The sequence below is a fragment of the Ureibacillus sp. FSL K6-0165 genome (assembly GCF_038004285.1).
In the GTDB taxonomy this organism is placed as follows: domain Bacteria; phylum Bacillota; class Bacilli; order Bacillales_A; family Planococcaceae; genus Ureibacillus; species Ureibacillus thermosphaericus.
In genome coordinates this window covers 150869-177279 of record NZ_JBBOQS010000002.1, presented here as the reverse complement: position 1 = coordinate 177279, position 26411 = coordinate 150869, and the positions used below count along the sequence as shown (strand labels likewise).

Sequence of the window (26411 nt, the reverse complement as noted above, 5' to 3'; positions counted from 1 at the left end):
TAAACTACACCATGCATTCAATACAGTTCTTATTCCTCCATCATGACTGTACTAGTTGCTTCTAAAATAAATAGCTCCTGGCTATTGATTACCGGCTCGCCTTCTTTACGTTCCTTATATCGAAATTTTCCTGTTGAATCTTGAACACGAGCCTTTACATTATCAGCTAGTTGTGTTGAAAAAATATGCATTATTCGTTGTTTAATTTCAGCAGAATAGATTGGGAATAGTATTTCCACTCGACGCACCATATTCCGAGTCATCATATCGGCTGAAGATAAATAAATTTTATTTTCTCCGTTATGATGGAACCAATAAATGCGCGAATGCTCTAAGAATCGACCGACGATACTAGTGACCGTAATATTTTCACTAATGCCTGGTATACCAGGTCTCAAACAACAAATACCTCGTATTAGTAATTCAATTTTAACACCATTTATGGAAGCTTCATACAATTTCATAATTAAATCTTTGTCAGTTAACGCATTCATTTTTGCACGAATGAATCCATTTCCATATTTTTTATGAAACTCAATTTCTTGATCAATCATTTCAATAAATTTATCACGAATATCATAAGGTGATACGACAATATGGTGGAACCTAGGCTTTTCCGTATAACCACTTAAATAGTTAAAGAAATTCGTTGCATCTATACCAAACTCTTTATTCGTTGTAATAATCCCCATATCGGTATATGTTTTAGCTGTCGCATCATTATAATTCCCTGTTCCTAAATGGACGAAACGCTCTATTTTTCCATTTTTCCGTCGAACTACAAGGGTTATTTTTGAATGGGTTTTTAAGTTATGCATTCCATAAATCACAAGGCAACCTGATTGTTCCAGCTCCTTCGCCCAATGCACGTTGTTTTCTTCATCAAAACGTGCTTTTAACTCTACTAAAACTGTCACTTGTTTCCCATTTTCAGCCGCTTGTTTTAGAGCTTGAATAATCGGTGAATTACCGCTTACTCGATATAAAGTCTGTTTGATTGCTAACACTGTCGGATCATTCGCCGCTTCTGTAATAAATTCCACAATAGGCTCAAAGGATTCATATGGATGATGAAAAAATAAATCCTTTTCTAGCGCCTTTTCGTAAATATCTTCATCAGACTCTAAATCTAATGGACGTTGAGGAATAAAACTTTCAAATAATAAATGCTCTCTTCCTTGAGACAACTTCTTCACAAAACTAAATAAAAACGTTAAATCAAGAGGGCCATCAATTTTAAAAACATCGGATTCACTAATTTCAAATTCTTCTAATAAATATTCTAAAACGTCATCATTCATTTCTCCATCGCGAACTTCAAGACGGCTTCCAATTCCCCATTTTCTTTTTTTCAATTCCTTTTCGATTTCAACGAGTAAATCTTGAGCGCCTTCTTCATGAATTGTTAAATCAGCATTTCTCGTTAATCGGAAAGCCTGTACCGATTTCACATTATAGCCATAAAATAGTCGATCTACATGTGAAGTAATGACATCTTCTAATAGAACAAATACTTTTTTATCAGGGCCTGCGGGTACTTCAATAAAGCGATCTAATACAGATGGAACTTGTATAATAGCAACTTTTTCGTTAAACTCGCTTAACACTTTTGTATCTTCTAACAAAACAAGCAAGTTTAATGTTTTTCCGAGTAATGTAGGAAAAGGGCGATAAGCATCTACTGCTATGGGTGTTAGTACAGGGAAAATGGTTTCTTCAAACATTTCATTGATGTATTGCTGCTGTTCTTTCGATAATGATTTGATATCTGTTAAGTAGATATTTTCCTTTGGCAATAGCTCGAATATTAAATGACGAAAAACTTCCATTTGCCTACGAACAAGCGCTTGTGTTTTTTCAGCAATTTTCTCCAATTGTTCCTTGGGCGTTAAGCCCGCTTTATTTTCCGGTTTATGAAATCCCGCGCGAACTTGGTCTTGAAGTCCAGCCACACGCACCATAAAAAATTCATCTAAATTCGAACTAAAGATTGCGATAAATCTCAACCGCTCCAGTAATGGATTTGTTTCATCTTCCGCTTCTTCTAATACTCGTTCGTTGAATGCTAACCAACTTAATTCACGGTTATTATAATACTCAGGTTTCGATATTTCATCCAATATTTTCCTTCTATCGATATCCGTTAATTGATGATTATTTATAAGATTTTCCCTTTCAGGAGAGTTCAGCCCTGTTTCATCTGTCATTACTCATTCCACCCTTCATAGATTAACTCAATTTTTACCCTCTTCTTAAATAATCGTTCAATATGCTTCTTTTGGCTTTGTGCTCGATGGATTTCTGCCACTGCACGCCCTTTCGAAACAACAAATAGAGTAATGATATCCTTTTCTTGTAATTCCATTTTAATACTTTTTACGATATTTCTTTTTGAACTATTTAAGGAATATACAAATTTTAATAAAGCACCGAAATTTCGCAAAATTTTTAACTCTTCACGGGTAAACCATGTCAGAAACGGTTGACTAAGACGTCTGAAATAATCTCGGTTTTTATAAGATGCAAGCAATGCAATTTTTACCCGATTTTTATGGTTTAATCCGGGAATAGATTGATTGGCAATTAGATAAAAAGTGTGTTGATTCGATGAATCTAATTCGATATAATCTCCAATTGAAAATACTCTTGCTGCTTTTTTTAGTAAATTCAGATGTTCTTCATTAAATTGAAATAAGTTCCATTTACAACTTTCTATATATATATTCTCTATTAATGTAACTAATGTACCTACTTCAGCCTCCGTTCTCCCATATTTGAATGCTAGATGATTCGCATAATCTTCAAATACGTTAAAGGGTTGAAAAACTTCAGGATTCGATTTCATCACGATATCCATGATTAACCCTTCCCGCAATCCTCTTTTACTAATGTAAAATGAATTCGAATCCACAACTTCCATTAAAGTTTTAAAAATGACTAAAGCAATTTCAATAATGTCCGCTCGATCGGAAGACAATCCATCAATTTGCTTTAATTGTTCAAAAGATTGTTTTCCTAAGTAACCACTCAAATTTTTTAGCGTTTCTTCATTCATTTCATAATGATGGACGCCAGATATTGGATAATCAATTAGATGCTGATGAATTTGCGCGAGATTTCGAGCACTGCCACCAATCCCCACAATTGGTAATTTAACATTTTTTAACCATGCTACATTTTCAAAATATTTCTTTATATTTTGATATAGTTGATATTTTTCCTTTTCGTTTATTTTATCACCGGTAACAAAACTTTGTTTTAACGATACAGTACCAAAAGGAAAACTTATAGAATGTTGTAATTCTTTATTTATAAACAACGTAATCTCCGTTGAACCTCCACCAATATCAATTGTAACGGCAGAAGGGATCTCCATCGAATGAACGACTGCTAAATATCCGAAATAGGCTTCCTCATCTTCCGATAATAAATCGATTTTTATGCCAGTATCTTTTTCCATTTGTAAAAGGATTTCTTGATTATTTTTTGCTTGTCGAATAGCAGCTGTTGCAGCAGCCTTTACGGTCGTCACACCGTAATCTTGCATTATTTCCTTGAACGAAATTAACGTATTTTTTAATACTTCAATGCCTTCTTCAGACATATATCCATCAGTTTGAATATATTTCCTTAGCCTAGCAACCGTTTTCATATTTCCAATTTCACGTAATCCTTTTTCGTGACTATATCTGTATAGCACTAGGCGAATTGTATTCGAACCGATATCTATAACCGCCATGTTTACTTCATTCACCGAATAAAATCCCTACTCTCTATATACGAATTCTAAGTTTAAGAATATTTTGTCATATGTTTAATGTTGGTTCAACGAATAAAAATTAATCAAAAACGTCGGAGCCTTTAAAGGCATCCGACAAATGTGAATTGAAAAAAGCTATTGAATTGATGGATACCTAAAATTGTGCTATGTTACAAAATCAATTCATCAATTTTTAAAATTAAATCTCCAATTTCAGGTTTCGAAATTTGATCATCTGCACCAACTCTTTCCCCTTTATGGCGAAGATCATCGGTAATTAAACTTGAGAAGATAATAACCGGTAACTTTTGTAGCTCTGAATGAGTTTTTATTCTTTTTGTTAAATGGTGTCCATCCATTTGTGGCATCTCAATATCCGTTACCACTAATTGTACATGCTTCGTAATATCATCATTCGTTTCTAATAAGTGTTCCAGATATTCAAAAGCTTCTTTACCATTCTCAAAAAACTCTAAATTAACATACCCTGCTTCTGTTAATGTATCATTTAACAATTTACGCAATAATGGTGAATCTTCTGCCACGATGATTCTTTTTTCTGATCGTTCCCTCTTTCCAAGTTTCTTTACAGAATCCATGCTAATTCCGGAATCTGGATTAATATCAACCATTATTTTCTCAAAATCAAGTAATAATATCATTGATTCACCTATTTTAATGACACCGATAACTTGGTTAGAACTTCCTTGATACATATCTGAAGGCTTTTCAATTTGATTCCAAGAAATACGATGTATCTGTGTAACATTATCCACATGGAATACCACTTTTTGTTTATTAAATTCTGCAACAATATATTTTTGCTGATCACTATAAGAGGCATTTGGTATTCCTAACACTTTCAACATATCGACAACCGGTAATACTTCTCCTCGCAACTGGACAATTCCCTCTATATGCGGATGAGCATGAGGAATAAATGTGACAGGAAGCGGCTGTATGATTTCTTTTACTTTTATTACATTGATTCCAAATTTATTATTTCCTACTTCAAATTCAACAATTTCTAATTCGTTGGTTCCTGATTCTAGTAAAATACTTTTTTGCTCCATCTATCATCATTCCTTCCTATATAACTAAATATAATAATATAACTTTTCTATAAATTCAGATGGTAATAATTTAAATTTAATGTTGCTCCTGCTGTACTTGCAAATGAACAATTAAACCAATAACCGTTAATACAATTAAAGAACCTAAAGCAATTCTTGATGCAAGGGGTCCATAATCCTTTAGCATGAACGTCACCGTTCCATATAACGCTGGGCCAATAATAGAAGAAACTTTTCCTGAAAAAGCAAACAAACCGAAAAATTGACCACGTTTTTCCTCCGGTGATAATTCAATAATCAATGTTCTAGAGGTTACCCACATGGAACCAAGTGACACACCGAACATGCTTCCCGCAATCCAAAACATCCATTCTTGTGTAGCACATACCGCTATTATTAAAGCGATAATCATAATGATGCTTACGATTGCAACAGCTTTTCGGGCACCAATTGCTTTTGTAATGTTGCCAAAAATGAAAGACCCAATCACAGTAGATATGGTACTTACTAAATATAAAATTATAAATTTCCCAGAAGTAAAGCCAACAATCACTGTTGCGTAGACTGCCATCATCGCTATTGTCGTTGCAATGGCGTCGTTTAAGAAAAAGTAAGCAATCATGAAAGTAAAAATTGCTTTATATTTTTTCATATCTTTAAAAGTATCGACAATTTCTTTATATCCTTTAAAAAATCCAAGCTTTTTTCTTTGATGTTTAGGGATTGGTCGATCTTTAATAAAGAAAAATAATGGTAAGGAAAATATAAGATAAAGAATTGCCGTTGGAATAAAAGCTCGATGAAAACCACCATCAGCTACGAAAAAGTATACCGATAACCCTACTATCGTTCCTAAATAACCGACAGCTACACCAAATCCTGAAATTAATGGTATCTCTTCACTTGTGCCAAGATCTCCTAACATCGTGTCATAAAACACTAAACTGGAATTAAAACAAAATTTTGCAATGATAAAACTAAGAACAACGAAACACAAACTGAGGGGCAATCCTGAAATATAACTTGAAACATCCAGTTGAGCAAAAATTCCCATCATAAATGTAAAAAATATTGAGATAGATGCAAACCAAACGATAAATCTCTTTTTATAACCTGTTTGATCAATCCAAACACCATAAAGCGGAGAAAAGAGCACCAAAAAGAGACTTGCAAAAGCATTGGCATAAGAAATAAAGGAGCTTGCAACCTGTTCCATCACTCTATCTGTTCCAAGCACTTCATCCATATAAAAAGGAAAAAAAACCGTATTAATATTGGATGAAAAAATCGTATTCGCAAAATCGTACAATGCCCATGAAAGAATTGGAAGGGAACAATATAATGCGAATTGATTCCTCTTCCTCAGGTTTTGGCCTTTAATCAAAAATATCGCCCCTATCAGTTTAAAATTGCCACTCAGACATTGTAGTATTTAATTAACGCTTGAGTTCCCAAATCACCATACCCTTTGTTTAACAACGTCTCATACATTTCTTTCGCCAAATGTAAACCTGGTAAATCTAATTCCATTTTTTCTGCTTCTTCCAAAGCAATTTTCATATCTTTAATAAAATGTTTAATATAAAAGCCTGGATCTAGATCATCTTTTAATATACGTGGTCCCAAATTTGATAATGACCATGAGCCAGCAGCTCCTGATGAAACCGACACTAATACTTTATTTAAATCTAATCCTGCCTTCATTCCATAAGCAATGGATTCACACACGCCAATCATGTTCGTCGTTATTAATAATTGATTGCACATTTTTGTATGTTGACCAGAGCCAGCTTTTCCTTGATAAACAATATTGGAGCCAAATAATCCAAAAATTGGCAACATTTCTTTAAAAACTTCTTCATCTCCACCTACCATAATGGATAATGTACCATTTCTTGCACCTATATCTCCCCCAGACACCGGTGCATCAAGGCTCATTATTCCCTTTTCTTTCGCTGCCTCATATATTTTCTCTGCAAGGCTCGGTTTTGAAGTCGTCATATCTATGAGAGTCGAACCTTTTTTTGCTGTTTTGAAAATGCCATCATCTCCAAAATACACATCTTCAACATCTTTAGGAAAACCAACCATTGTAAAAATGATATCCTTGTTTTCAGAAGCAAGGGCAGGTGTATCAGCCCAAGTAGCTCCAAGGTCAATTAAAGGAATTGCTTTTTCCTTCGTACGATTATATAACGTTACTTCGTATCCCGCCTTCAATAGATGCTTTACGATACTAGTTCCCATAACCCCTGTACCGATAAATGCAATCTTTTTATTAAACATAATTCCCCAACACCCCTGTATCATTATTAAAAATATGCATATTTTACACTTTCTTGTAATGTACCATATAAATGGGCAATTGTTGATATGTAATGAAAAAATTGTTAATACATAGACAAAAAAAAGAGCAGCAAGATACGCTGCTTGAAAAGGGGGAAAATGAGAATGTTGCTGTGTTCAAAAAATACTATTGCCAATTGCATGATTTTTTATAACAAAAAATTGAAAAAAATTATTTTTTCGTAATAATCAATGGGGATTTTTCATGCTTTTGATATTGATTTAAAATCTGGTCCAGTTGTTTACTTAATCGAATCGTTTTTGGTGATTGCAGGCCATTTTCTAAACCTGAACGAATCATTTTTTCCCGAACGTACTCCAAATGTAGCTTCAATCTATCCATACTTCTAATCCCCTCTTTCATATAGAAATGGGTGGAAGTAGTTTTTTGTTATGCACGCGGTGTATCTGAATAAGTATAAATGACCCTTCCACCTTGTTTTGCTTCACCTCTAAAATGTTTAAACTTTTCATCATTCACAAGCACTTCACGAAACTGCAAAAATTCCTCTTTTGTAATTTCTATACTTTTTATTTCCCCATTTTTTAACTTTTCAATCATATCTTTGTAGTTATTCATAAATATTTTACCTCCTACTTCTTATATTTTCGAAATTATTCTAAAATCACTTTACATTTGTTCTATTATCATGCAAACTAACTTCATAGTAACTGATAGAGGAGGGGCACGCCAATGAAAATAGCAGAAGTGGGAGATATTATTGAATTTAAGGATGGACTTCGCGGAATGGTTGAAAAAGTCAATGATAATTCAGTAATTGTTGATTTAACAATTATGTCGAACTATCGTGACTTAGATCTGGAAGAAAAAACCGTCGTTAATCATAAACGTTATAAAATCGTAAAGTCAGTAAATGATTTTAAATAAAAAAACTTCCCCTTTTCATTTGTAATTGATGATAGGGGGAGTTTTTTTTGATATTATGATAACAAAGGAGGCAAGTAACATGAAATTTTCAAAACAAATGATTGTACTCCTTCTCTCGCTTGCTTTCATCTTTATAAGTATGTATTGTTCCTTCGAAGTAAAAAAAATCTTCTGGCATTTATATACTTTTACTCTCCTCGTCGGTACTGCAATCTCCATCCTTTTTGGGAAATTCAAAGATGAACTCCCAACTTGGAAATATATCCTATTTGGTATCGGATTCGGCACAATTACTTATGGCATCATCCGACTTGGTTATATGTTGCTTAAGTTTACAGACAGTAGTTCAATAAAAACGATTCGCAAATTTTTAGAAACATATGGTCCGAATAATATTTGGCATTATTTATTGCTCATTTTTATCATTGTCGTCGGTGAAGAATTGTTTTGGCGCGGCTACGTTCAACATGCACTCAAACAATATGTTTCTCCAGTAATTGCTTGCATCATGACTAGCTTATTATTTGCATTGGCAATATCATTGAGCGGATTTATCCATGGTGTCATTTGCGCATTCATTATATCCCTAATATTTGGGTTTTTATACGAATGGAAGAAAAGTATGCCATTAGTCATCGTTGCGCATGAAGTTTTTGTTTTGCTGTTATTTTTAATATTGCCTTTTATTCATTATTAAAAAAAATGAAACTTCCTTCGTTTCATATTCGTTTAATCAAAAAGGAGGTAGAGTAAAATGAAAAAGAAACTACAACTATTTATTTCAGTAACTCTATTAATGTTCCTTCTCGCTGCTTGTGGAACAACAAATGGACAAAATACGGAGCCAGATCAAACAACAGCAGATTCGGAAAAGGAAATAGAAAATGTTGAAGATGAAGAGACAACAGAGAATGGAGCACAAGACGAAGAAACAAATCAGCCTGAAAATAAAATTGAATACACATCAAAAGGTGAAGTGTATACTCATGAAACCGCAGTTGTAGAAGAAGAAAATTATACAATACAAATTTTAGAAGGGTATGAACTCACAAAAGAAGAACCAGGAAAAGAAGTTCTTTTCCTCCAAGATAATGATGCCATCTCCATGCGTATTGAAGTGTTTCCAAAAAATGCTTCATCATATGATCATCTCGTAAAAAGTACAGAAGAATGGATGGCAGCCATCAACGAATACAAACCATTGGATATTACTGAAGCGGTTAATAAACATCCGGAAATTACTAATTCTGTTGCATTCATAACTACCATTGAAAATGATGAAGTCGTTGGAATCGTTTACGAAAAAAATAATATACTAGTTCGTTTATCTGTTTTTGATCAAAAAGATTACGATTTAAAAGACGCACTCATCAAAATGGGGTTAACAATTGAAGAAAAATAACTTATCCCTCTAAAATTAGGTGGAGGATGAAGTTACAATAAAATAAAAAAATTTTTGAAGATAATTATACAATTCAAAAGAATATACAAACGAGCTGTTCGTCTTAGCGAACAGCTCGTTTTTAATAAGACAAATCTTTAATCGATAAACCTAATTTTTTCAACAATTCGATTGCTATTTCTTTTTCACTTGGTGTTAACGCGTTCATCAATTCATGTAAATTTTTCTCATGCTCTGGAAATATTTCTTCCATAAATTTATCGCCTTCTTCAGTTATCTCTGCATATGTGACTCTCCTGTCAGAAGGACAAGATACCCGTTTAATCAAACCTCTTTTTTCAAGTTTATCAACAACATATGTGATAGACCCACTTGCTAATAAAATTTTACTTCCAATTTTTTGTAAAGGTTGTCTTCCCTTATGATATAACAATTCCAACACAGCAAATTCAGTTGGATTTAAACCTTTTTGTTGAAAAAACTGATTTGTCACTTCATTAATCGCTTTATTTGCTCTTGATAACACAATATACAATTTTAACGATTGTTTCATCTCATTTGACGGCAAGACAAATCATCCTCTTTTTTCTATCTATATAAAAGCATTATATCTATTTGAGAGAAGATTTGTCAAAGTCGTGCCTATACAACTGGTAATGAATTAACTTCCTTGGTAGTCAACCATTTTTTCAGTTGGCTGTCGTTGTAATAAATCTTAGTATAACCCTCGGTATAATTTGGAAATTCTAAAATAAACGTAGATCCTACACCGACAGTACTTTTCACAACAATCTTCCCTTGATGTTCATCTACCACTTTTTTTACAAGACATAGACCTAATCCTGTTCCTTGTTCCTTTGTTGTAAAAAATGGCGTAAATAACTTGCTTAAATTTTCTTCAGGAATTCCTATCCCTTCATCTTGTACCGAAACTTGAATTTTATTGTGGACATCCTTTAATTCAATTGTAATCGTTCCACCTTTTTTCATTACTTCAATGGCATTTTTCACTAAATTAATGAACACTTGTTTTAACTGATTGACATTCCCCAATATCGTGGAATTGCAATTGTCTTCAGAATTTAATTGAATAATCACATTGTTCGAGTATGCATGTGGTTGCATTATTTGAACAACTTCTTTCAAAATTTGTAAAAGCGATACCTTTTCCTCAATGGCCTTACTTGGTTTTGACAAATAAAGCAATTCTGAAAGAATGGATTCCATTCTTTCCATTTCAGATTCCATTACATGTAAATATTTTTTTCCTTCTTCGGTTGTATTATCTTTCAACAATTCAACAAAACCCTTCAATGATGTTACAAGATTTTTTATTTCATGGGTAATGCTTGCCGACATCCTACCCATATTACTTAACCGTTCTAAATCTCTCATATTTTGCTTTAGTTTTACATTTTCCGTATTATCAATAACTGTCATTACATACATATCTAAATAATAATTGTATTTGCAGTTTAGTGTTAAATAAACCTCTTCTTCATTATTTAAATGGGAAATTTCCAACGTTGCTTGTCCATATTTTTTTAAATCAGACAGGAATTGTAATTTATTATTTTTATAGTCATGATATTTTGAGAGAAAAGATTCCAGTGACAAGTTTAAACCTTTTTCAACATCAATCTTTAATAATTCAACCGCTTGAGAATTTATTTCAAAAATCTGATCTTCTTTGAAGAATATGATGCCATAAGGCAAATCATTAAGAAAACCTCTACTGCTCACTTGAAACTTCTTTTTTTCATCATCACTTAATATTTTTAAAAATACTAAATTCTCCTTTTGGATAAACATTCCCAAAACTTTAATTTCCTTAAAAGATGAATCCTTATTTTTAATTTTAAATGAAGAGAAGGAAAAACTCTCTTGTCTAATTCTTTTTAAAAATGAATACCAACGTGATTGAGATAGTTTATCCATGGAAAGGGGCTTCCCAACCTCCACAGCTAAGTTCAACAATTCGGCTGCTTTTTGATTGATTGACTCAATTTTACATGAGGTGTCTAAAATAAGCACTGGATCATTATCATATTGGACTAATTCTTCCAAAAAAGGCAACATAGTGGCACTTTTCATTAAAATACACCAATCCTTCCCCTCAATCATAAATTTCTCTTATCTTTTCTATCTATATATAAATTGCTAATTTTTAATTTTACAAAATTTTCTTAATTTATATTTTGTACAAAATTATTTCATAAAACAATTCAGAATAAAATGGGTATAATATACCTATTTTCTAATTTTAACCAATATCGGATATCAATTTTACTTTTATATTATTATATTTTTTGATTGTGATAGTAATTTAGTTCTATTATTAATTCACTTATTCGATTATATTAGATTACTAATTACTACTTCCCCTTATTTTGTATATTCTTGTATTTTTTTGAAAAAACCTTTTTTTACAAAACATATGATAAAAAGGACAAGGATATTCATATTTTTCAGAAAAGTTTTAATAATAACTTCTAATACGACAGCATAGAAAGAAAAAAATGGTCAATTCGACTTATCATTTAGTCACCCAATTTGGTATTTTGCTGAACAAAATGGCATATTAGCTTTTATACTCTTTAATAATAATTATTGAAAAAAAATTCACCACTTTCATTTTAAAAATGGTGAATTTTTTTAGTTTATTCACTTGTTCAACTCATTATCCAATAATTATTCGTTCTTCTGGGTACCGATATTTTGGAGTTTGGGCCTTTCCTCCCAAAGTAAATAAAAATGAAATCAACCCGACTCTTCCTATGAACATGAGGGTCATAATGACCAATTTCCCTGCAGTTGATAATTTTTCAGTAAGTCCAAGAGACATGCCACATGTTCCGAATGCAGATGTTATTTCGAAAATAATTTGTGTAGCAGTTCCATGGGGTTCCGTCACTACCAATATCATCGTCGAGATCATGACCATAAAGAAAGCTAAAATGATGACTACAAAGGATCTCAAAATATCATCCATACAAATTTCTCGACCAAACACTTGAATTTCTTTTCTTCCATTTGCGAAATTAATTAAAAATAATATAGCTATTGCAAATGTGGTAGTTCGAATACCCCCACCAACAGAACTTGGCGAAGAACCGACAAACATTAAAAAACTAAGAAAGATATTTGTCGCCTCATTAAACATCCCGATATCCATTGTCGTTAAACCAGCTGATCGTGTAGAAACAGAGTGAAACATAGCAACAAAAATTTTTTCATGCCATGATATACCTTTTAAAGAATGAAATGATTCAATAAATAAGACAACAAGTGTACCTAATATAAACAATCCCCCATACGTTACGGTCGTAATTTTAGTAAACAAACTAAAGCGAAATGCGGGATTCTTTTTCATTAAAAAATGTTTCAATTCCACTAATACCGGGAATCCAATGGCTCCGAGTACGATTAATATCATCGTAATAAATTGAACGAAATAATCGGAATAAAATGGTTCAAAGCTTTGACCCGTAATATCAAAACCGCTATTCGTCGTAGCAGAAATTGAAGCAAAAATCCCATGTTTAAAGGCCTCTGACCATGATTCAAAATATCTTTTAAAATGAACGCTTAAAATAAGTGCCCCTAATGCTTCAATAATAAATAAAATTTTTACAATTTCTTTCAGTAACCGAACAACCCCTGCAAGATGATGTTGGTTAAAATCAATCATAATCAACTGTCTTTCCCGCATCCCGATTCTTTTCCCTATCAATAACCAGATAAAGGTGCCGATAGACATAACACCAATCGCACCTAATTGAAGAATAATCAATAAAACAATCATTCCAAAATTAGTGAAAGTTTCCGAAATATCGAACACCGTCAATCCTGTAACACTAATTGCACTGACAGCAGTAAACAGCGTATCAATAATTGATACTTCTTTTCCATCTTTATAGACAGCAGGGATTCGTAATAACAAAAATGATATTAATATAGCGATAAAATAAAATGAAACTAACAGTTGAAATGGCGTTATATTTTTTATTCTCTCGGACATGTTTGCCATTTATTTCGCCCTCTTTATTGTCGAATAAACTTTTTATTAGTATAAGAAAAATTTTATATAAAATAAAGAGGAACAGCTACAAAAACTGTTCCTTCCTTACTTTAAATTTCTTTTGTTTTTTGTTTTTTATTTTTTACCATGCTAACAAACCATCCACCAATTGCAATGGCTAATAAAACGCCCCAGAAAGTAAGTTCCCAAGGGGTTGAATGCGGGAATTCATGTGGCAATATGCCAACTTTTTGATGCGATAATGTTAACACCACTAACTTCACCCCGACCCATCCTACAATTAAAAAGGCAGCAGTTTCAAGTTCAGGATATTTATTTAATATTTTCACAAAGGCTTGCGCTGCAAATCGCATTAAAATCAAGCCGATAACACCACCGAAGAACATAACAGCAAATTGTCCTCCGTTAATGCCACCGATATGGAATTCACCAATTTCTGGTAAAGTTACTGCAATTGCAACAGCAGCAAGCATTGAATCTACCGCAAAGGCGATATCTGCAATTTCTACTTTTAATACAGTTACCCAAAAGCCTTTGCCTTTTTGTAGATGTTCATCTATCTTCTCTTCTTCATTCTTAAATTTCTTCTCGTAAATATTTTTAATGGCAATAAACAATAAATAAGCTGCACCAATCGCCTGAATTTGCCAATAATTCACTAATATTGTAATTAAGAATAATGCTGTAAAGCGGAAGATGAACGCACCAAATAATCCGTAAAATAGCGCTTTTTTCTGTTTATCTGGTGGTAAATGTTTTACCATAACGGCCATTACAACCGCGTTATCTGCAGCCAATAGCCCTTCTAAAACGACGAGAACGACTAAGACCCACAAATATTCCAAAATAATTGCTTCCACTAATAATTCCTCCTTAAATTTTTTATGCCCAACTTGTAACTGTTTTACTAGTCAAGGAACTCTAATTTTAAGCAAACGAAAAGACCTTTGCCTAATTAGGCAAAGGTCTTGCTAAGCAAAATTGAATAAGTTTGCTTTCATATCCGATGGCAATTGCCATGTAGTGACGAATATGAAGTAAGTATTTAGTCACACTAAATACTTATAGCTACTCCCCTTTGACATTGTCAATGGATGTTCGATTTTCTATAGGATAAGTATAGCAATAGAATATTATATTTGCAATGAAATTATTTTATTGGAATATGAAATTGTTGGTTATTTTTATTTTTCTTATAAAATTGAACCATTGAGGGAATGGTTGCTATGAAATCCGGACAACTAATATTCCCTTTTGATAAAAGTTCTTTTGCTATCGAACAATCAAAGGTCGCATTCCATGTCAAATAATCAAGCGTTTCCTTTTCCACACCAAGTATTGTTCGAACCTTTTTTAATTGCAAAAATTTCTGCGCTATAGAAAGTGGAATTCTCCCTTTTGGGAATTTTCCTGTCATTTCCTTAACCATCGCCCGATATACTTCTTGAACAGGATGGGGATTGGGATCCGTTAAATGGACCGTCTTGCCAATCGCCTCTTCCTCTTCACAGAGGAAAATAGCCGCTTCTGTTATATAGTCTATGGGTACTACGTTAATGTGTGTATCCGATTTTCCGATGTAAGGAATGAAAGGTAAAAAACTCAAACAATCAATCATATTTAAAAAGAAATATGGACCGTCAAATTTATTGGTCTCTCCTGTAATCGAATGTCCTTTCACAATGCCTGGACGAATGATAGTTAGAGGAATTTCTCCAATTAAATTTTTCACAAGCAGCTCCGCTTCAAATTTTGTTTCTTCATAATAGTTTTTGAATTCTTTTGGATGAATTAACTCCTTCTCAAGAATTACTCCTTCTCTTCTCCCTGCTACATAAGCAGTGCTAAAATACATATATCGTTTTAAATGAGGTAATGATTTGACAAAATCGTTTACATGGGAAGTCCCTAGCACATTGATTGTCCACGCCACATCTCGAGGAACTGCCAAATCATAGATTGCCGCTAAATGCCAAAAATAGCGAACTTCCTTTGCAATTCGATTAATTGTCTCTTCCTTTAAATTTAGTTTTGGTACTGTAATATCCCCTTCGATGATTTCAATCCTTCTTCCAGGATAAGTTTCTAAAATTTTTTCACGTTCTTTTTCCGCTTTCTTCATTTCCGTTCTTAACACAAGAACATACACGGAGTCCGTTATGTTTTTTTGGAACAATTCTCCAATTAATTGTCTCGCTATAAATCCAGGAAAACCTGTAAAAAAGTGAACTGCCATCGCCAATTCCTCCATCCCCCTTTTTTCTTTTATCAATTATTCTTGACAAAAATCCGTATTCCTTTCTTTCATATACTGTATTACAAATTTGTAATTGCATATTATACAATACCGTTTCTTACACTTCGTTAATAGTTAAAGTTGTCAGCATCATTGTCAATCTACAAGCCAAAATCGAAAAGAATAATGTAGAAAGATTGCAAAAAAGAAAAAGAGCGAAAGGATAACTCCTCGCTCTCTTCCTACACGCTTATTATTCGTAAACTTGTATTCTTGCATTACTTATACAACTAAACAACTTAAAGCAAACTATATAATTGAATATGCTCGTTTTTCTCTGAAAACCAACGCATTGCAAATTCATTTTCAAATAAAAAGACAAGATTGTCGAAACGGTCTTTTACGAGCATAGAACGGGATGAAGACATTGATTCTTTTACCTCATTTTCATTTTTAATCCAACGGGCAATTTTAGATCCGATTGGTTGCATTACGACTTCCACATTATATTCATGCTTCATTCGATGTTCAAATACTTCAAACTGCAATTGACCAACCGCACCAAGCATAATCTCTTCCGTGTGTAACGTCTTATAATATTGAATGGCTCCTTCTTGTACAAGTTGAAGAATTCCTTTATGGAACTGTTTGGATTTCATTACGTTTTTTGCACTTACTTTGACAAACAATTCCGGTGTAAATTGTGGGAGTTTTTCAAATTGGAATATTTTCTTTCCACCAACAATCGTATCACCAATTTGATATGTTCCCGTATCATATAGACCAATGATATCTCCCGCTACCGCTTCGTCAACGGTTTCACGAGTTTCAGCTAAAAATTGTGTGGATTGGGTCACTTTAAACGTTTTGCCTGTACGAGCTAAAGTAACATTCATTCCTCGTTCAAACTTCCCAGATACAATGCGAACAAAGGCAATCCGATCTCGATGGGCTGGATTCATATTTGCTTGAATTTTAAACACAAATCCGGAAAGTTCTTCATGTGAAACTGGATCAATCAATTGTTCGTCTTCAGTTAATCTAGGTTTTGGAGATGGTGCAAACTGTAAATAGGTTTCTAAAAAAGTTTGCACGCCAAAGTTTGTTAATGCAGAACCGAAAAAGACAGGTGTTAATTCACCGCGGCGAATTTCTTCTTCAGAAAATTCGTTACCTGCTTCATCTAATAAATGAATATCATCCATTGCTTGTGTATAATATGAAGTTTCCTTCATTGGATGATCAACAGCTAATTCTCCATTTTCATCTAATGGTAAAAAACGATCCTTCTCATCTACTCTGAATTGCTCAATGCGTCGATGGAAGCGGTCGTAAATACCGAGGAACTCTTTCCCCATACCGATTGGCCAGTTCATTGGATAGGCTTGGATTTCAAGCACTTCTTCAATTTCTTGAATTAATTCTAGCGGCTCTTTTCCTTGGCGATCCAATTTATTAATGAATGTAAAAATTGGAATTCCGCGCATACGACAAACTTTGAATAATTTAATTGTTTGTGCTTCAATCCCTTTTGCTGCATCGATGACCATGACAGCACTATCCACTGCCATTAATGTACGATACGTATCCTCTGAAAAATCTTGGTGTCCAGGAGTATCTAAAATATTCACTCGATATCCATCATAATCAAATTGCAATACGGATGATGTAACAGAAATCCCCCGTTGTTTTTCAATTTCCATCCAGTCACTCGTTGCAAATTTTCCAGTTTTTTTCCCTTTTACTGTTCCAGCAGCTCGAATGGCCCCACCAAATAGCAATAATTTTTCAGTCATCGTCGTCTTCCCTGCATCCGGGTGGGAAATGATGGCAAATGTACGACGAGATAAAATTTCTTGTTCTAATTTTGTAGTCATTTTCTACGTCTCCTTTTTCTACGTAAACAATAATAAAAGAATTTCCCCTATTCCGACAACCATTTTCTGATTTTCATGAATAGCCTTCTATAAATTAACAACGGAATCTCTTACATAACAATAACTTTTCTTATCATCATAATTTTAGCCGTCCCTCAATTATTTGAGACGGCTATATTTTCATAATATTATTTTACGAATTTTAATTTCGCAGCTTCTAATGCAATATCAGCATCACTATGCGGGTACTTTTTATTACCTATTATTTGATAGTCTTCATGACCCTTTCCAGCAAAAATGATAATATCTCCAGGATTAGCAACAGATACTGCATGGCGCACCGCTTCTGCCCGATCACCAATACAAGCATAATTCTCATGAAGCATTCCTTTCGCTAAATCCCCTGTAATACTTTCATAATCTTCAAAACGTGGATCATCCGTTGTTAAAACAACATAATCAGCTTTGGATGCTTTTTCAGCCATTGTTGGACGTTTTGATTTATCTCGATTTCCACCAGTCCCCACAAGGAAGATGAGTTTATTTTCTGGCTTTTTAAAAGGCATTGCCGCTTCAATTGCTTTTTCAATCGCATCTGGCGTATGGGCATAATCAATAAAAATATGTAGTGGTAAATCTGTTTTAACCTTTTGCATGCGACCTCGAATCGGTACTAAATCTTCAATTTGCTCGATGATGATGTCAATCGGATACCCCCGAGCATATAAAACAGCTGCAGCAGCTAAAACATTATAAACATTAAACTCCCCTAGTAATTGCATTGTAACAGGGAATTTTCCTTCTGGTGTAATCATGTCAAAGGAAGTGCTTTCATCATTATACTCGCAATTTTCAGCCCGGAAATGAGCATCATTTTTTAACCCATATGTCCAAATTGGAAACGGTGTCATAGTTGCATACTTTTTAGACCAAGGATCATCCGCATTTAATACAACTGTTTTATTTTTTGTCAAATCTTGTCCTAATTGTGAAAATAATAGCCCTTTTGCGTAACCATACTCCTCCATTGTTCCATGGAAATCTAAATGGTCATGGGTTAAATTTGTAAATACAGCCACATCAAAATCCACACCCGCAAGTCTTCCTAATGATAGACCGTGAGATGAAACTTCCATGACCATCGTGTGGCAACCTTCCATCTTCGCACGGAATATCATTTGTTGAGTGTTTAAAGCATCGCTTGTTGTATTCGCTGTTTCATACAGAACACCATTCAAATTAAAGCCAATAGTTCCCGATAAAGCAGATTTTTCTCCTATACCCACGTACATTTGATGAATGATGTTTGAAACGCTTGTTTTTCCATTTGTTCCAGTGACACCAATCATCGTTAAATCTTTTGAAGGATAATCAAAAAATTTAGCGGCAATGAGCCCTAATGTCCTCTCCGTATCCGGTACAATTACTTGCGCCACATTCCCTTCTAATTGCAACGGTCGTTCTGCAATCACAACCGTCGCACCTTGATTCACTGCATCTTGAGCAAAATCATGACCGTCTACCGTGTAACCTTTAATACAAATAAATAAACTTTTTGGTTGCACACTTCTTGAATCGTTGGAAATATCCTTAATAGTATTTGGCAATTGTCCAATTACTTGTTTTAGTGGTATGACGCTCAATAATTCTTCTGTAATCATTTTTCTTCCTCCGTATATCCAATGGTAAGTTACGATATAAACTCACTTTTCTATGTAGCAACGGTGTATATTGTTATTAATAAACATTTTCTTTAATGATAATAATCATATCAAAAATAGATAATATTCGACAAAAATAATTTTTGAAATACGAATTTTTTAGAATTATATCGAATTTTGACGACATAAGCCGATTTTTTTCAAAATAAATACGCTATGAAATAATTTTTCTTTTTACCACAATTGAATAATTCAATTTATTTCAGGATTTTTCGAACTAATTTCACTTTTTGTTTATATGGTGGAAATAATAAGTTATTAGCAAATTTAGATGAACGCTTCAAAATCGATTTTGCATGGGTAAACGTTTCAAAACTCGCTTTTCCATGGTAACTGTTCATTCCAGAAGTGCCTACGCCTCCGAAAGGTAAATAGATATTGCCTACGTGAGTCACCGTATCGTTTATACAACCTCCACCAAAAGGTAACTCTTGTAAAAAATAATCAATTCGTTTTTCGTCTTCTGAAAAGAAATAAGCTGCTAACGGTTTTGGAAGTTTTCGAATTTGCTCAATTACTCTTGATAAATCGTCGTACTTCAATACAGGCAATAACGGTCCAAATATTTCATCTTCCATAACAGGACTTTGCCAACTTATATTTTCAATGATGGTAGGCTCGATATATAAATCCTTTCTGTCCGTTCTTCCGCCAAAAGTGACATTGTGCTTTTCCGATTGTAAAAGTTTTGCAAGTCGATCAAAGTGTCGTTCATTGACGATTCGTCCGTAATCTTTACTTAATTGAGGATTCTTTCCATAAAAACTAACAATTGCTTGCTTTAGTTTTTTCATAAATTTTTCATAAATCGAAGAATGGACTAGAAGATAATCAGGTGCGACGCAAGTTTGTCCAACATTGTTAAATTTGCCCCATGTAATTCGTTTTGCTGCAACATCAAGATTTGCACTTTTATCTACTATTGTAGGGCTTTTTCCACCTAACTCAAGAGTAATTGGTGTAAGCCGTTCAGCCGCAGCACGCATGACAATTTTTCCGACCGAGACGCTGCCTGTAAAGAAAATATAATCAAAAGGAGCATGAATCAATGCATTTACTTCTTCCTTCTCTCCTTCAACAACTCGTATATACCGCGAATCAAAGGTTTCTTCAATAATTTTTTTAATGATTTGAGCAGTATGAATAGCAGACTCAGAAGGTTTTACAATGGCAGTATTTCCACCAATTATAGCTCCAATTAACGGCTCCATCACTAATTGGAACGGATAGTTGAAAGGACCAATAATCAATACAACACCATATGGTTCTCGAATAATCATGCTCTTTGCCGGTTGAAAGTGGAATGGCGTTTTCACTTCCACAGGTTTTGCCCACTCATCGATAGACTTGATCATATGTTGAATGCTGTGCAACACGAAACCAACTTCATTAGAATAAGCTTCGAATTCGCTTTTTCTTAAATCCAAATTTAATGCTTTTAATATTTCACTTTCATACTTTTTGATTGTATTTCTCAAGTTTAGTAATTGTTTTTTTCGATATTCTATATCCCTTGTTTGCCCCGAATAAAAAAAATCCTTTTGTTCTCGAATCATTACTTCCACATCATATATATCAAATTTCATTATTTCCTCCCGAATACATAAATTAATTTTTTTCAGTCCATACTAACTACAGTAATATTACTACAACTTATTGAAGAACTCCTTTTAAAAATTAGCTATGGAGGTTCTTTAACAAGAATTTTTGAAGAGGGGGCAATGATGTATGATTTCGACTGAATATTGGTGGGAAGAAATTTTTTCTGGACCCTTGGCTATCGGAATAAATGAAGAAAAAATTCATCAATTAGAGGACGAATCGTTTTTATACTTTAAAGAACAATTACCACAAGAGGAAAATAATTATACTGGTGAGGAAACAGAAAATTAAACATTTAAATAAATAAGAACAGGCTGGGCATGTCTCACCCCAGCCTTTATTATGGTTCATCATCGACCGGCAACATTTCTCCTTCAGGTCCTAATTCCTTTGGAGGAACATCTTGAAATGTTTCCCCTTCTTCCTCTAAATCTCGCATTTTATGTGCAATACGGCTCGCAGCACATGCGGAAATACTAGCCACTAAATCATCTAAAAATGTATGGACTCCTTTGCCAGCTTTTGTGTCTAACTTTTTAATAATACCGATTTTATTTTTATCTAAATGACCATAAGTCGTTAATGCAATACTTCCGTATGTCAAAACAGAACCTAAAGCAATCGTTTCATCGACACCAAACAAACCCTCATCATTTTCAACAAGCGCTTGAAGTGGTTCTGAAAGCATCTTTTTTTCTGCTAATTCATCTAGTTCTATGCCGACAAGTATTGCATGTTGAACTTCCCGCTTCATAATAACGCGCTCAACGGAATTAATGCAATGTTCTAAAGTTAAGCCATGATTATATGGTGACTGCATTTCATACACAATTTCAGCTATATCTTCAATTGTTACGCCTCTTCTTTGTAATGCTTCCTTAGCTGCTTTCGTCACGTAATTCGAATGTACTCGACTTTTTTTCTCTTGCATTTGTGAATCCTCACTTTATTTGAATTTTCCTTTATAATGCTTATTTTAAATATTCTCTTATTTCATAATACACGATATTTTCGAATTATGATACAATTATGAACAACTGTTTTAAGGAGGATAAAAGGTGGAAAAAGGATCTATTCAAGAAATACCATTTTATAGTAATGCATTAGATGAACACTTTGAGTTGCTTGTATATACTCCTGGAAATTATACCCCTCTCTATAAATATAACATTTTAATTGCTTCAGATGGAAAAGATTACTTCCAATTAGGTGGAATTTCTCGTATTGCTGATGAATTAATGGACAATTATGAAATTGAAAACTTAATTATCGTCGGAGTGCCTTACAAAAATGCACAAGATCGTAAGAGAAAATACATACCGACAGGAGATCAACATGCTGCTTATTTGAAATTTTTAGCACATGAGCTAGTACCATTCATTGATAATGAATTTTCAACAACAGCGCTTGGTGCTAGTCGAGGGTTAATTGGAGATTCCATGGCAGCAACTGTATCTCTTCTTGCTGCAATTAAATATCCACATACTTTTGGCAAAGTTATTTTACAATCACCTTATGTAGATGAATGGGTATTAAAAGCAGTTGAGGAAGCACCAACTCATAATACGTTGTCAATTTATCATGTTATAGGAAAACAAGAGAAGGAAGTTGTAACACTTGATAAAGAAGTGAAGGATTTCCTAACACCTAATCGGGAATTAAATAAATTGTTACACTCTAAAAATTATCTCAATATATTCTACGATGAGTTTGATGGCAACCATACATGGAAATACTGGAAACCAGATTTAAGAAGAGCACTTTGCAAAACTTTTGGAATATAAAATAATGTATTCTCCGGGCATTATTTGCTATACTTAAGTAAAATTTGCATTTTAGGGAGGAAAGCGGATGAAGTTAAGTGTTGTGGCATTTCCATCAAAAAAACTGCAAGATTTGGCGAATACTTATCGCAAACGATATGATTCCCATTATTCAAAAATTACCCCTTATATTACGTTAAAAGAAGCCTTTGAAGTGGATGAATCACAAATTGAAAGTGTTTCAAATACAATCAAATCCATTACAAATAAATATGGTCCGCTAAAAATACACGCATCGAAGGTCAGCTCGTTCTTTCCAACAACGAACGTCATTTACTTTAAAATTGAGCTAACGGATCAATTGCAAAACATTCACGATGATTTATATAAAGAAATCAACATTGGTGAACCAAAACATGTGTTTATCCCACACATTACAATCGGTCGTGATTTAACGGAGACGGAACATGACGATATTTATCCTCAATTGCGTATGATTGGTATTGATGAAAAGGAAGAAATTGACCGCATACACCTAATTTATCAATTGGAAGATGGGTCTTGGACAACGTACGAAACATATAAATTAACTGGAGAATTATAATCAAATTCATTTTTAGTACATGACAATTAAAAGCAGCTTAGCTTAACAATGGGCGAGTTTTTTAATTCGCTCATTTTCTTTTCTCAAAATAACTGCATGAATACAAATGTAAGAGCCTTCTGAAAAGCCTTTTGAGATCTCGCCTTTTCAATGAGGAAACTTGTTTCAAATACCACAGAAACAAAGATAGATAATCATAAGAAGTGAGGGTGTCTGGAAAGTCGAAAACTTTCTAGACACCCTCTATCAACATTATCCTAACATTCTTTGAATGCTACTTAAGTCTAATGATTCTCCATTATTTATAATTGAATTCACAATTTGATCTTCTAATTCCTTAGAAATCGGCTTATTTGCTAACTGACTAACTCGGCGAACAATTTTACGCACTTGCTTTTCATTTGTAAAATCCGCATGTTGTATCGCATTTGCTAGTGCAAATATTTCTTCCATGCTTACGCCAGTCTTTTTTTCAATTTGTTTAAAAAAATGATTCATGCTTCCCCTCCTTACCACTTACATGCTCCTACAATTATTAATAAAATGAATAATACAACGAGTAGTACAAACATGTTACCGTTGTATTTACATTTACCTCTATAATATGCAGGACTTACATATGAGGGTGCACAATAGTCATAGGCTGGCATAATTTGTTGATATTGTTGTTGGCATCCACATTTATTCCACATAAAAAATCCCCTCCTTTCTATACAGTCGTAGTGTATGCATAGCTACAACGTTAAGGAGGGGTAATCGTCTAGTTGACTTTTCCTTTCGGCTTAAAAATTAACGCTGCAATAAACCCGAAAACAATGGCAGAACTAATACCTGAACTTGTTACTTCAAACATTCCAGTTAATACGCCTACCCAGCCATGTTTTTCGGCTTCTGCAATTGCTCCTTGGGTTAATGAATGTCCAAAAGATGTAATGGGTATTGTCGCTCCAGCACCCGCTAAGTCGATTAAAGGTTGATACCATCCTAATCCAGAAATAATTGAACCCGCAACAACTAGAATAGATAAAGTTTTTCCTGGTGTCATTTTTCCGACATCCATTAATAACTGACCTATAGCACAAATCAATCCACCTACAATAAATGCAAGTAAAAAGTCAATGAATATCATATTTATGCCCTCACTCCATCGTCACTTCGATTGCATGGGCAGTACAAGGAATTGTCTCCCCTTGTTGGAAAGTTAGTGGGGAGAGAAGAGAACCTGTCGCTACAAGTAATACTCGTTTATAACGCCCATCTTTTAATTGCTGAAGTATATAACTGAAATATACTGAAGCAGAACATCCAGCTCCACTTGCCCCAGCTAAAAAGGATTTATCTTCTCCGTAAAATTCTGCCCCGGCATCGCGGAAAATATTTAATTCTTCCTGGGTTGCACCTGTTTCAGCAAACATTCTTTTTAATATTTCTAATCCGATTTTCCCTAAATCTCCTGTCATGATGACATCATAGTCTTTTATTGTTTGTTTTCGCTTTTCTAGATGTTTGGTAATGGTGTCATATGCAGCAGGCGCCATTGCAGCTCCCATATGAAATGGATTCGTTTGTCCATAATCTACAACTTTTCCAACAGTCGCAGCTACAATTGAAGGGTTTTTCGGATTATGTTTCCCAATTAAAGTAAAGCCTGCTGCCGTTACAGTCCATTGGGCAGTCGCTGGTTTTTGAGCACCGTAATAAATAGGATAGCGGAATTGTCTTTCAGTTGAATTATGTTGGCTGGAAGCACCTGCAATAGCGTATTTTGATGCTCCTAATTCTGTCAGCAAACAAGCAATAATGACAGATGAAACCGATGTTGCACATGCTGAAAATAAACCTATAAAAGATGCAGCTATTTCTTTTGCTGCAAAATTAGTTGGCGTCATTTGATTTACTAAATCGCCTGCTAAAAAGAAGTCGATATCCAAATTATTTAAATTCGCTTTCTTTAGTATAATTTGGCAAGCTTCTTGAATCATCTTTGCATTACCCTGCTCATTCGTGGCTTGATGCCATCGTTCATCCTCTACTACAGAATCAAAATATGAATAAAAAACACTCTTTCTTTCTAACGGTCCTGCAACAGCTGCACTTGCAATAATAGACGGTTTACTTTGAAATATGATTACCATTCGATAACACCCATTGTTACTAAAATTAATTTAATTAAAGCTACAACAAATGCTGAAGAAACGCCAAATAGTATAACCGAACCAGCTAATTTAAACATATTGCCTCCCACTCCAAGCACAAATCCTTCTGTCCGGTGTTCAATTGCTGCTGAGATGACTGCGTTCCCAAATCCTGAAACTGGAACAGCACTTCCAGCTCCTGCAAATTGACCAAGTTTTTGATATAAACCAAATCCTGTGAGAAGCATTGAAATTAAAATAATCGTTGCAACTGTTGGGTTCCCGACTGTTTTTTCTGTAAAATCAAAAAAGATAATGTAAAAATACGTAATTGCATGTCCAATCGTACAAATGAGACCGCCTACCAAAAAGGCTTTTAATACATTTTTTAAATAAGGGGTTGGAGGTGTGATTTCTTGCTCAATCTTCTCAAATTGCTCCTGATTCATTACGTTTCCTCCTTCTTTAATTTTTTTAACTTGTTAAGCTGCTTCTTCACCTTTTCACTATCTTCTTCTGTTATAAGTTTTTGTGCTTCCCAATATAGTTTAAAATCTGAGGAAACAGTGATGTCATATTCAGGAAAGCTTTCTTCGAGCTTCTTTTTTAAATTCTTTTCAATTTTTGTTTTTTTATAATCTAACCAAGGTTTTGCTTGAATAGCAACCAACAACTGATCTTCTACTAAAATTGCTCTTCCGCTATATATATCATCCTCATTTTTCATAATTGTCGTTACTTCTTCTACTTCCTGTCCATTCATACTATTGACTTCAAGCGTTTTTTCATCATTGCATCCGAATAAAAAAACCGAAAGGAATATAGGGAATACCAATTTTTTCAAGTTCCATCCCCCTTTTTAATGTCATTATGCGTTTTCATAAAAAAAACTATTCAAGATAAATGACTTAAATGAAACGCGCCTATAGACAATCGCCCTTATTTCAATCGCACTTTTACA

General features: G+C 33.8%; 28 protein-coding genes. 6 read left to right on the top strand and 22 right to left on the bottom strand.

Going from position 1 to position 26411, the window contains the following annotated elements:
- Positions 1-29: 29 nt before the first annotated feature.
- The 7 genes from NST00_RS14515 to NST00_RS14485 all read right to left on the bottom strand — a co-directional run bounded on the left by NST00_RS14515 (position 30) and on the right by NST00_RS14485 (position 7759).
- Entirely contained in the window at positions 30-2207 is a 2178-nt protein-coding gene (locus NST00_RS14515; protein ID WP_340710288.1) for an RNA degradosome polyphosphate kinase, read from the bottom strand.
- On the bottom strand, positions 2207-3754 hold the full coding sequence (locus tag NST00_RS14510; protein WP_168412447.1) for a Ppx/GppA family phosphatase: 1548 nt from the start codon (positions 3752-3754) through the stop codon (positions 2207-2209). The genes NST00_RS14515 and NST00_RS14510 overlap by 1 nt, the downstream gene beginning before the upstream one ends.
- Before the next feature lie 176 nt (positions 3755-3930).
- Positions 3931-4833 (bottom strand): chemotaxis protein, encoded by a 903-nt coding sequence (locus NST00_RS14505; protein WP_016838268.1) that lies wholly within the window; start codon positions 4831-4833, stop codon positions 3931-3933.
- Positions 4834-4909: 76 nt separating this feature from the next.
- Positions 4910-6217, bottom strand: a complete 1308-nt coding sequence (locus tag NST00_RS14500) for an MFS transporter (protein ID WP_340710286.1) — start codon at positions 6215-6217, stop codon at positions 4910-4912.
- Between the two features lie 32 nt (positions 6218-6249).
- A complete protein-coding gene (locus NST00_RS14495; RefSeq protein ID WP_340710285.1) occupies positions 6250-7119 on the bottom strand; it encodes an NAD(P)-dependent oxidoreductase in 870 nt (289 codons plus the stop codon).
- Positions 7120-7351: 232 nt separating this feature from the next.
- Positions 7352-7522, bottom strand: a complete 171-nt coding sequence (locus tag NST00_RS14490; protein ID WP_016838265.1) for an aspartyl-phosphate phosphatase Spo0E family protein — start codon at positions 7520-7522, stop codon at positions 7352-7354.
- A 48-nt stretch (positions 7523-7570) separates the two neighbouring features.
- Entirely contained in the window at positions 7571-7759 is a 189-nt protein-coding gene (locus NST00_RS14485) for a hypothetical protein (protein ID WP_016838264.1), read from the bottom strand.
- Between the two features lie 114 nt (positions 7760-7873).
- Here NST00_RS14485 and NST00_RS14480 point away from each other — a divergent pair, with 114 nt between their 5' ends.
- The 3 genes from NST00_RS14480 (at position 7874) to NST00_RS14470 (ending at position 9470) form a co-directional block, all read left to right on the top strand.
- The gene (locus NST00_RS14480) at positions 7874-8068 is read left to right on the top strand and encodes a YkvS family protein (protein ID WP_016838263.1); all 195 of its coding nucleotides are present in this window, start codon (positions 7874-7876) and stop codon (positions 8066-8068) included.
- A 79-nt stretch (positions 8069-8147) separates the two neighbouring features.
- Positions 8148-8765 carry a CPBP family intramembrane glutamic endopeptidase gene (locus tag NST00_RS14475; RefSeq protein WP_016838262.1) on the top strand — a complete coding sequence of 206 codons (618 nt, stop codon included), beginning with the start codon at positions 8148-8150 and terminating at the stop codon, positions 8763-8765.
- Between the two features lie 57 nt (positions 8766-8822).
- Positions 8823-9470: a hypothetical protein gene (locus tag NST00_RS14470; protein ID WP_016838261.1), complete on the top strand. Its 648-nt coding sequence runs from the start codon at positions 8823-8825 to the stop codon at positions 9468-9470.
- Positions 9471-9591: 121 nt separating this feature from the next.
- Here NST00_RS14470 and NST00_RS14465 read toward each other — a convergent pair whose 3' ends face one another.
- From NST00_RS14465 to NST00_RS14430, 8 genes are all read right to left on the bottom strand, one after another.
- Entirely contained in the window at positions 9592-10038 is a 447-nt protein-coding gene (locus tag NST00_RS14465) for a MarR family winged helix-turn-helix transcriptional regulator (RefSeq protein ID WP_016838260.1), read from the bottom strand.
- Positions 10039-10112: 74 nt separating this feature from the next.
- Entirely contained in the window at positions 10113-11564 is a 1452-nt protein-coding gene (locus NST00_RS14460) for a PAS domain-containing sensor histidine kinase (protein WP_340710284.1), read from the bottom strand.
- A gap of 586 nt (positions 11565-12150) precedes the next feature.
- Complete coding sequence (locus tag NST00_RS14455; RefSeq protein ID WP_340710283.1) at positions 12151-13500, bottom strand: TrkH family potassium uptake protein; 1350 nt, start codon at positions 13498-13500, stop codon at positions 12151-12153.
- A 101-nt stretch (positions 13501-13601) separates the two neighbouring features.
- The gene (locus NST00_RS14450) at positions 13602-14372 is read right to left on the bottom strand and encodes a TerC family protein (protein ID WP_340710282.1); all 771 of its coding nucleotides are present in this window, start codon (positions 14370-14372) and stop codon (positions 13602-13604) included.
- A gap of 290 nt (positions 14373-14662) precedes the next feature.
- Positions 14663-15748 (bottom strand): SDR family oxidoreductase, encoded by a 1086-nt coding sequence (locus NST00_RS14445; RefSeq protein WP_340710281.1) that lies wholly within the window; start codon positions 15746-15748, stop codon positions 14663-14665.
- Between the two features lie 299 nt (positions 15749-16047).
- Positions 16048-17625, bottom strand: a complete 1578-nt coding sequence (locus tag NST00_RS14440) for a peptide chain release factor 3 (protein WP_340710278.1) — start codon at positions 17623-17625, stop codon at positions 16048-16050.
- Between the two features lie 188 nt (positions 17626-17813).
- On the bottom strand, positions 17814-19286 hold the full coding sequence (locus NST00_RS14435) for a UDP-N-acetylmuramoyl-L-alanyl-D-glutamate--2,6-diaminopimelate ligase (protein WP_339288982.1): 1473 nt from the start codon (positions 19284-19286) through the stop codon (positions 17814-17816).
- A gap of 257 nt (positions 19287-19543) precedes the next feature.
- Positions 19544-20932: an aldehyde dehydrogenase gene (locus NST00_RS14430; protein ID WP_340434597.1), complete on the bottom strand. Its 1389-nt coding sequence runs from the start codon at positions 20930-20932 to the stop codon at positions 19544-19546.
- 142 nt (positions 20933-21074) lie between these two features.
- Between NST00_RS14430 and NST00_RS14425 the strand changes: the two genes are divergently transcribed.
- Positions 21075-21239, top strand: coding sequence for a hypothetical protein (locus NST00_RS14425; RefSeq protein WP_016838252.1), 165 nt, complete (start codon positions 21075-21077; stop codon positions 21237-21239).
- Between the two features lie 49 nt (positions 21240-21288).
- On the opposite strand, the gene NST00_RS14420 is transcribed toward NST00_RS14425, so the two are convergent.
- The gene (locus tag NST00_RS14420) at positions 21289-21879 is read right to left on the bottom strand and encodes a phosphatidylglycerophosphatase A family protein (protein WP_096550529.1); all 591 of its coding nucleotides are present in this window, start codon (positions 21877-21879) and stop codon (positions 21289-21291) included.
- A 127-nt stretch (positions 21880-22006) separates the two neighbouring features.
- On the opposite strand from NST00_RS14420, the gene NST00_RS14415 reads away from it, so the two are divergent.
- Both NST00_RS14415 and NST00_RS14410 read left to right on the top strand, forming a co-directional pair.
- Complete coding sequence (locus tag NST00_RS14415; protein ID WP_016838250.1) at positions 22007-22732, top strand: alpha/beta hydrolase; 726 nt, start codon at positions 22007-22009, stop codon at positions 22730-22732.
- A 67-nt stretch (positions 22733-22799) separates the two neighbouring features.
- On the top strand, positions 22800-23315 hold the full coding sequence (locus NST00_RS14410) for a 2'-5' RNA ligase family protein (protein WP_016838249.1): 516 nt from the start codon (positions 22800-22802) through the stop codon (positions 23313-23315).
- Positions 23316-23567: 252 nt separating this feature from the next.
- On the opposite strand, the gene NST00_RS14405 is transcribed toward NST00_RS14410, so the two are convergent.
- From NST00_RS14405 to NST00_RS14380, 6 genes are all read right to left on the bottom strand, one after another.
- Entirely contained in the window at positions 23568-23813 is a 246-nt protein-coding gene (locus tag NST00_RS14405; RefSeq protein WP_016838248.1) for a stage VI sporulation protein F, read from the bottom strand.
- Between the two features lie 11 nt (positions 23814-23824).
- Entirely contained in the window at positions 23825-24007 is a 183-nt protein-coding gene (locus NST00_RS14400) for a YjcZ family sporulation protein (protein WP_016838247.1), read from the bottom strand.
- Positions 24008-24075: 68 nt separating this feature from the next.
- A complete protein-coding gene (spoVAE, locus tag NST00_RS14395) occupies positions 24076-24444 on the bottom strand; it encodes a stage V sporulation protein AE (protein WP_016838246.1) in 369 nt (122 codons plus the stop codon).
- A 10-nt stretch (positions 24445-24454) separates the two neighbouring features.
- On the bottom strand, positions 24455-25450 hold the full coding sequence (locus tag NST00_RS14390) for a stage V sporulation protein AD (protein ID WP_016838245.1): 996 nt from the start codon (positions 25448-25450) through the stop codon (positions 24455-24457).
- A complete protein-coding gene (gene spoVAC / locus NST00_RS14385) occupies positions 25444-25899 on the bottom strand; it encodes a stage V sporulation protein AC (RefSeq protein ID WP_016838244.1) in 456 nt (151 codons plus the stop codon). Before spoVAC ends, NST00_RS14390 begins: the two co-directional genes overlap by 7 nt.
- Positions 25899-26294: a hypothetical protein gene (locus tag NST00_RS14380; protein ID WP_016838243.1), complete on the bottom strand. Its 396-nt coding sequence runs from the start codon at positions 26292-26294 to the stop codon at positions 25899-25901. The genes spoVAC and NST00_RS14380 overlap by 1 nt, the downstream gene beginning before the upstream one ends.
- Positions 26295-26411 lie beyond the last annotated feature (117 nt).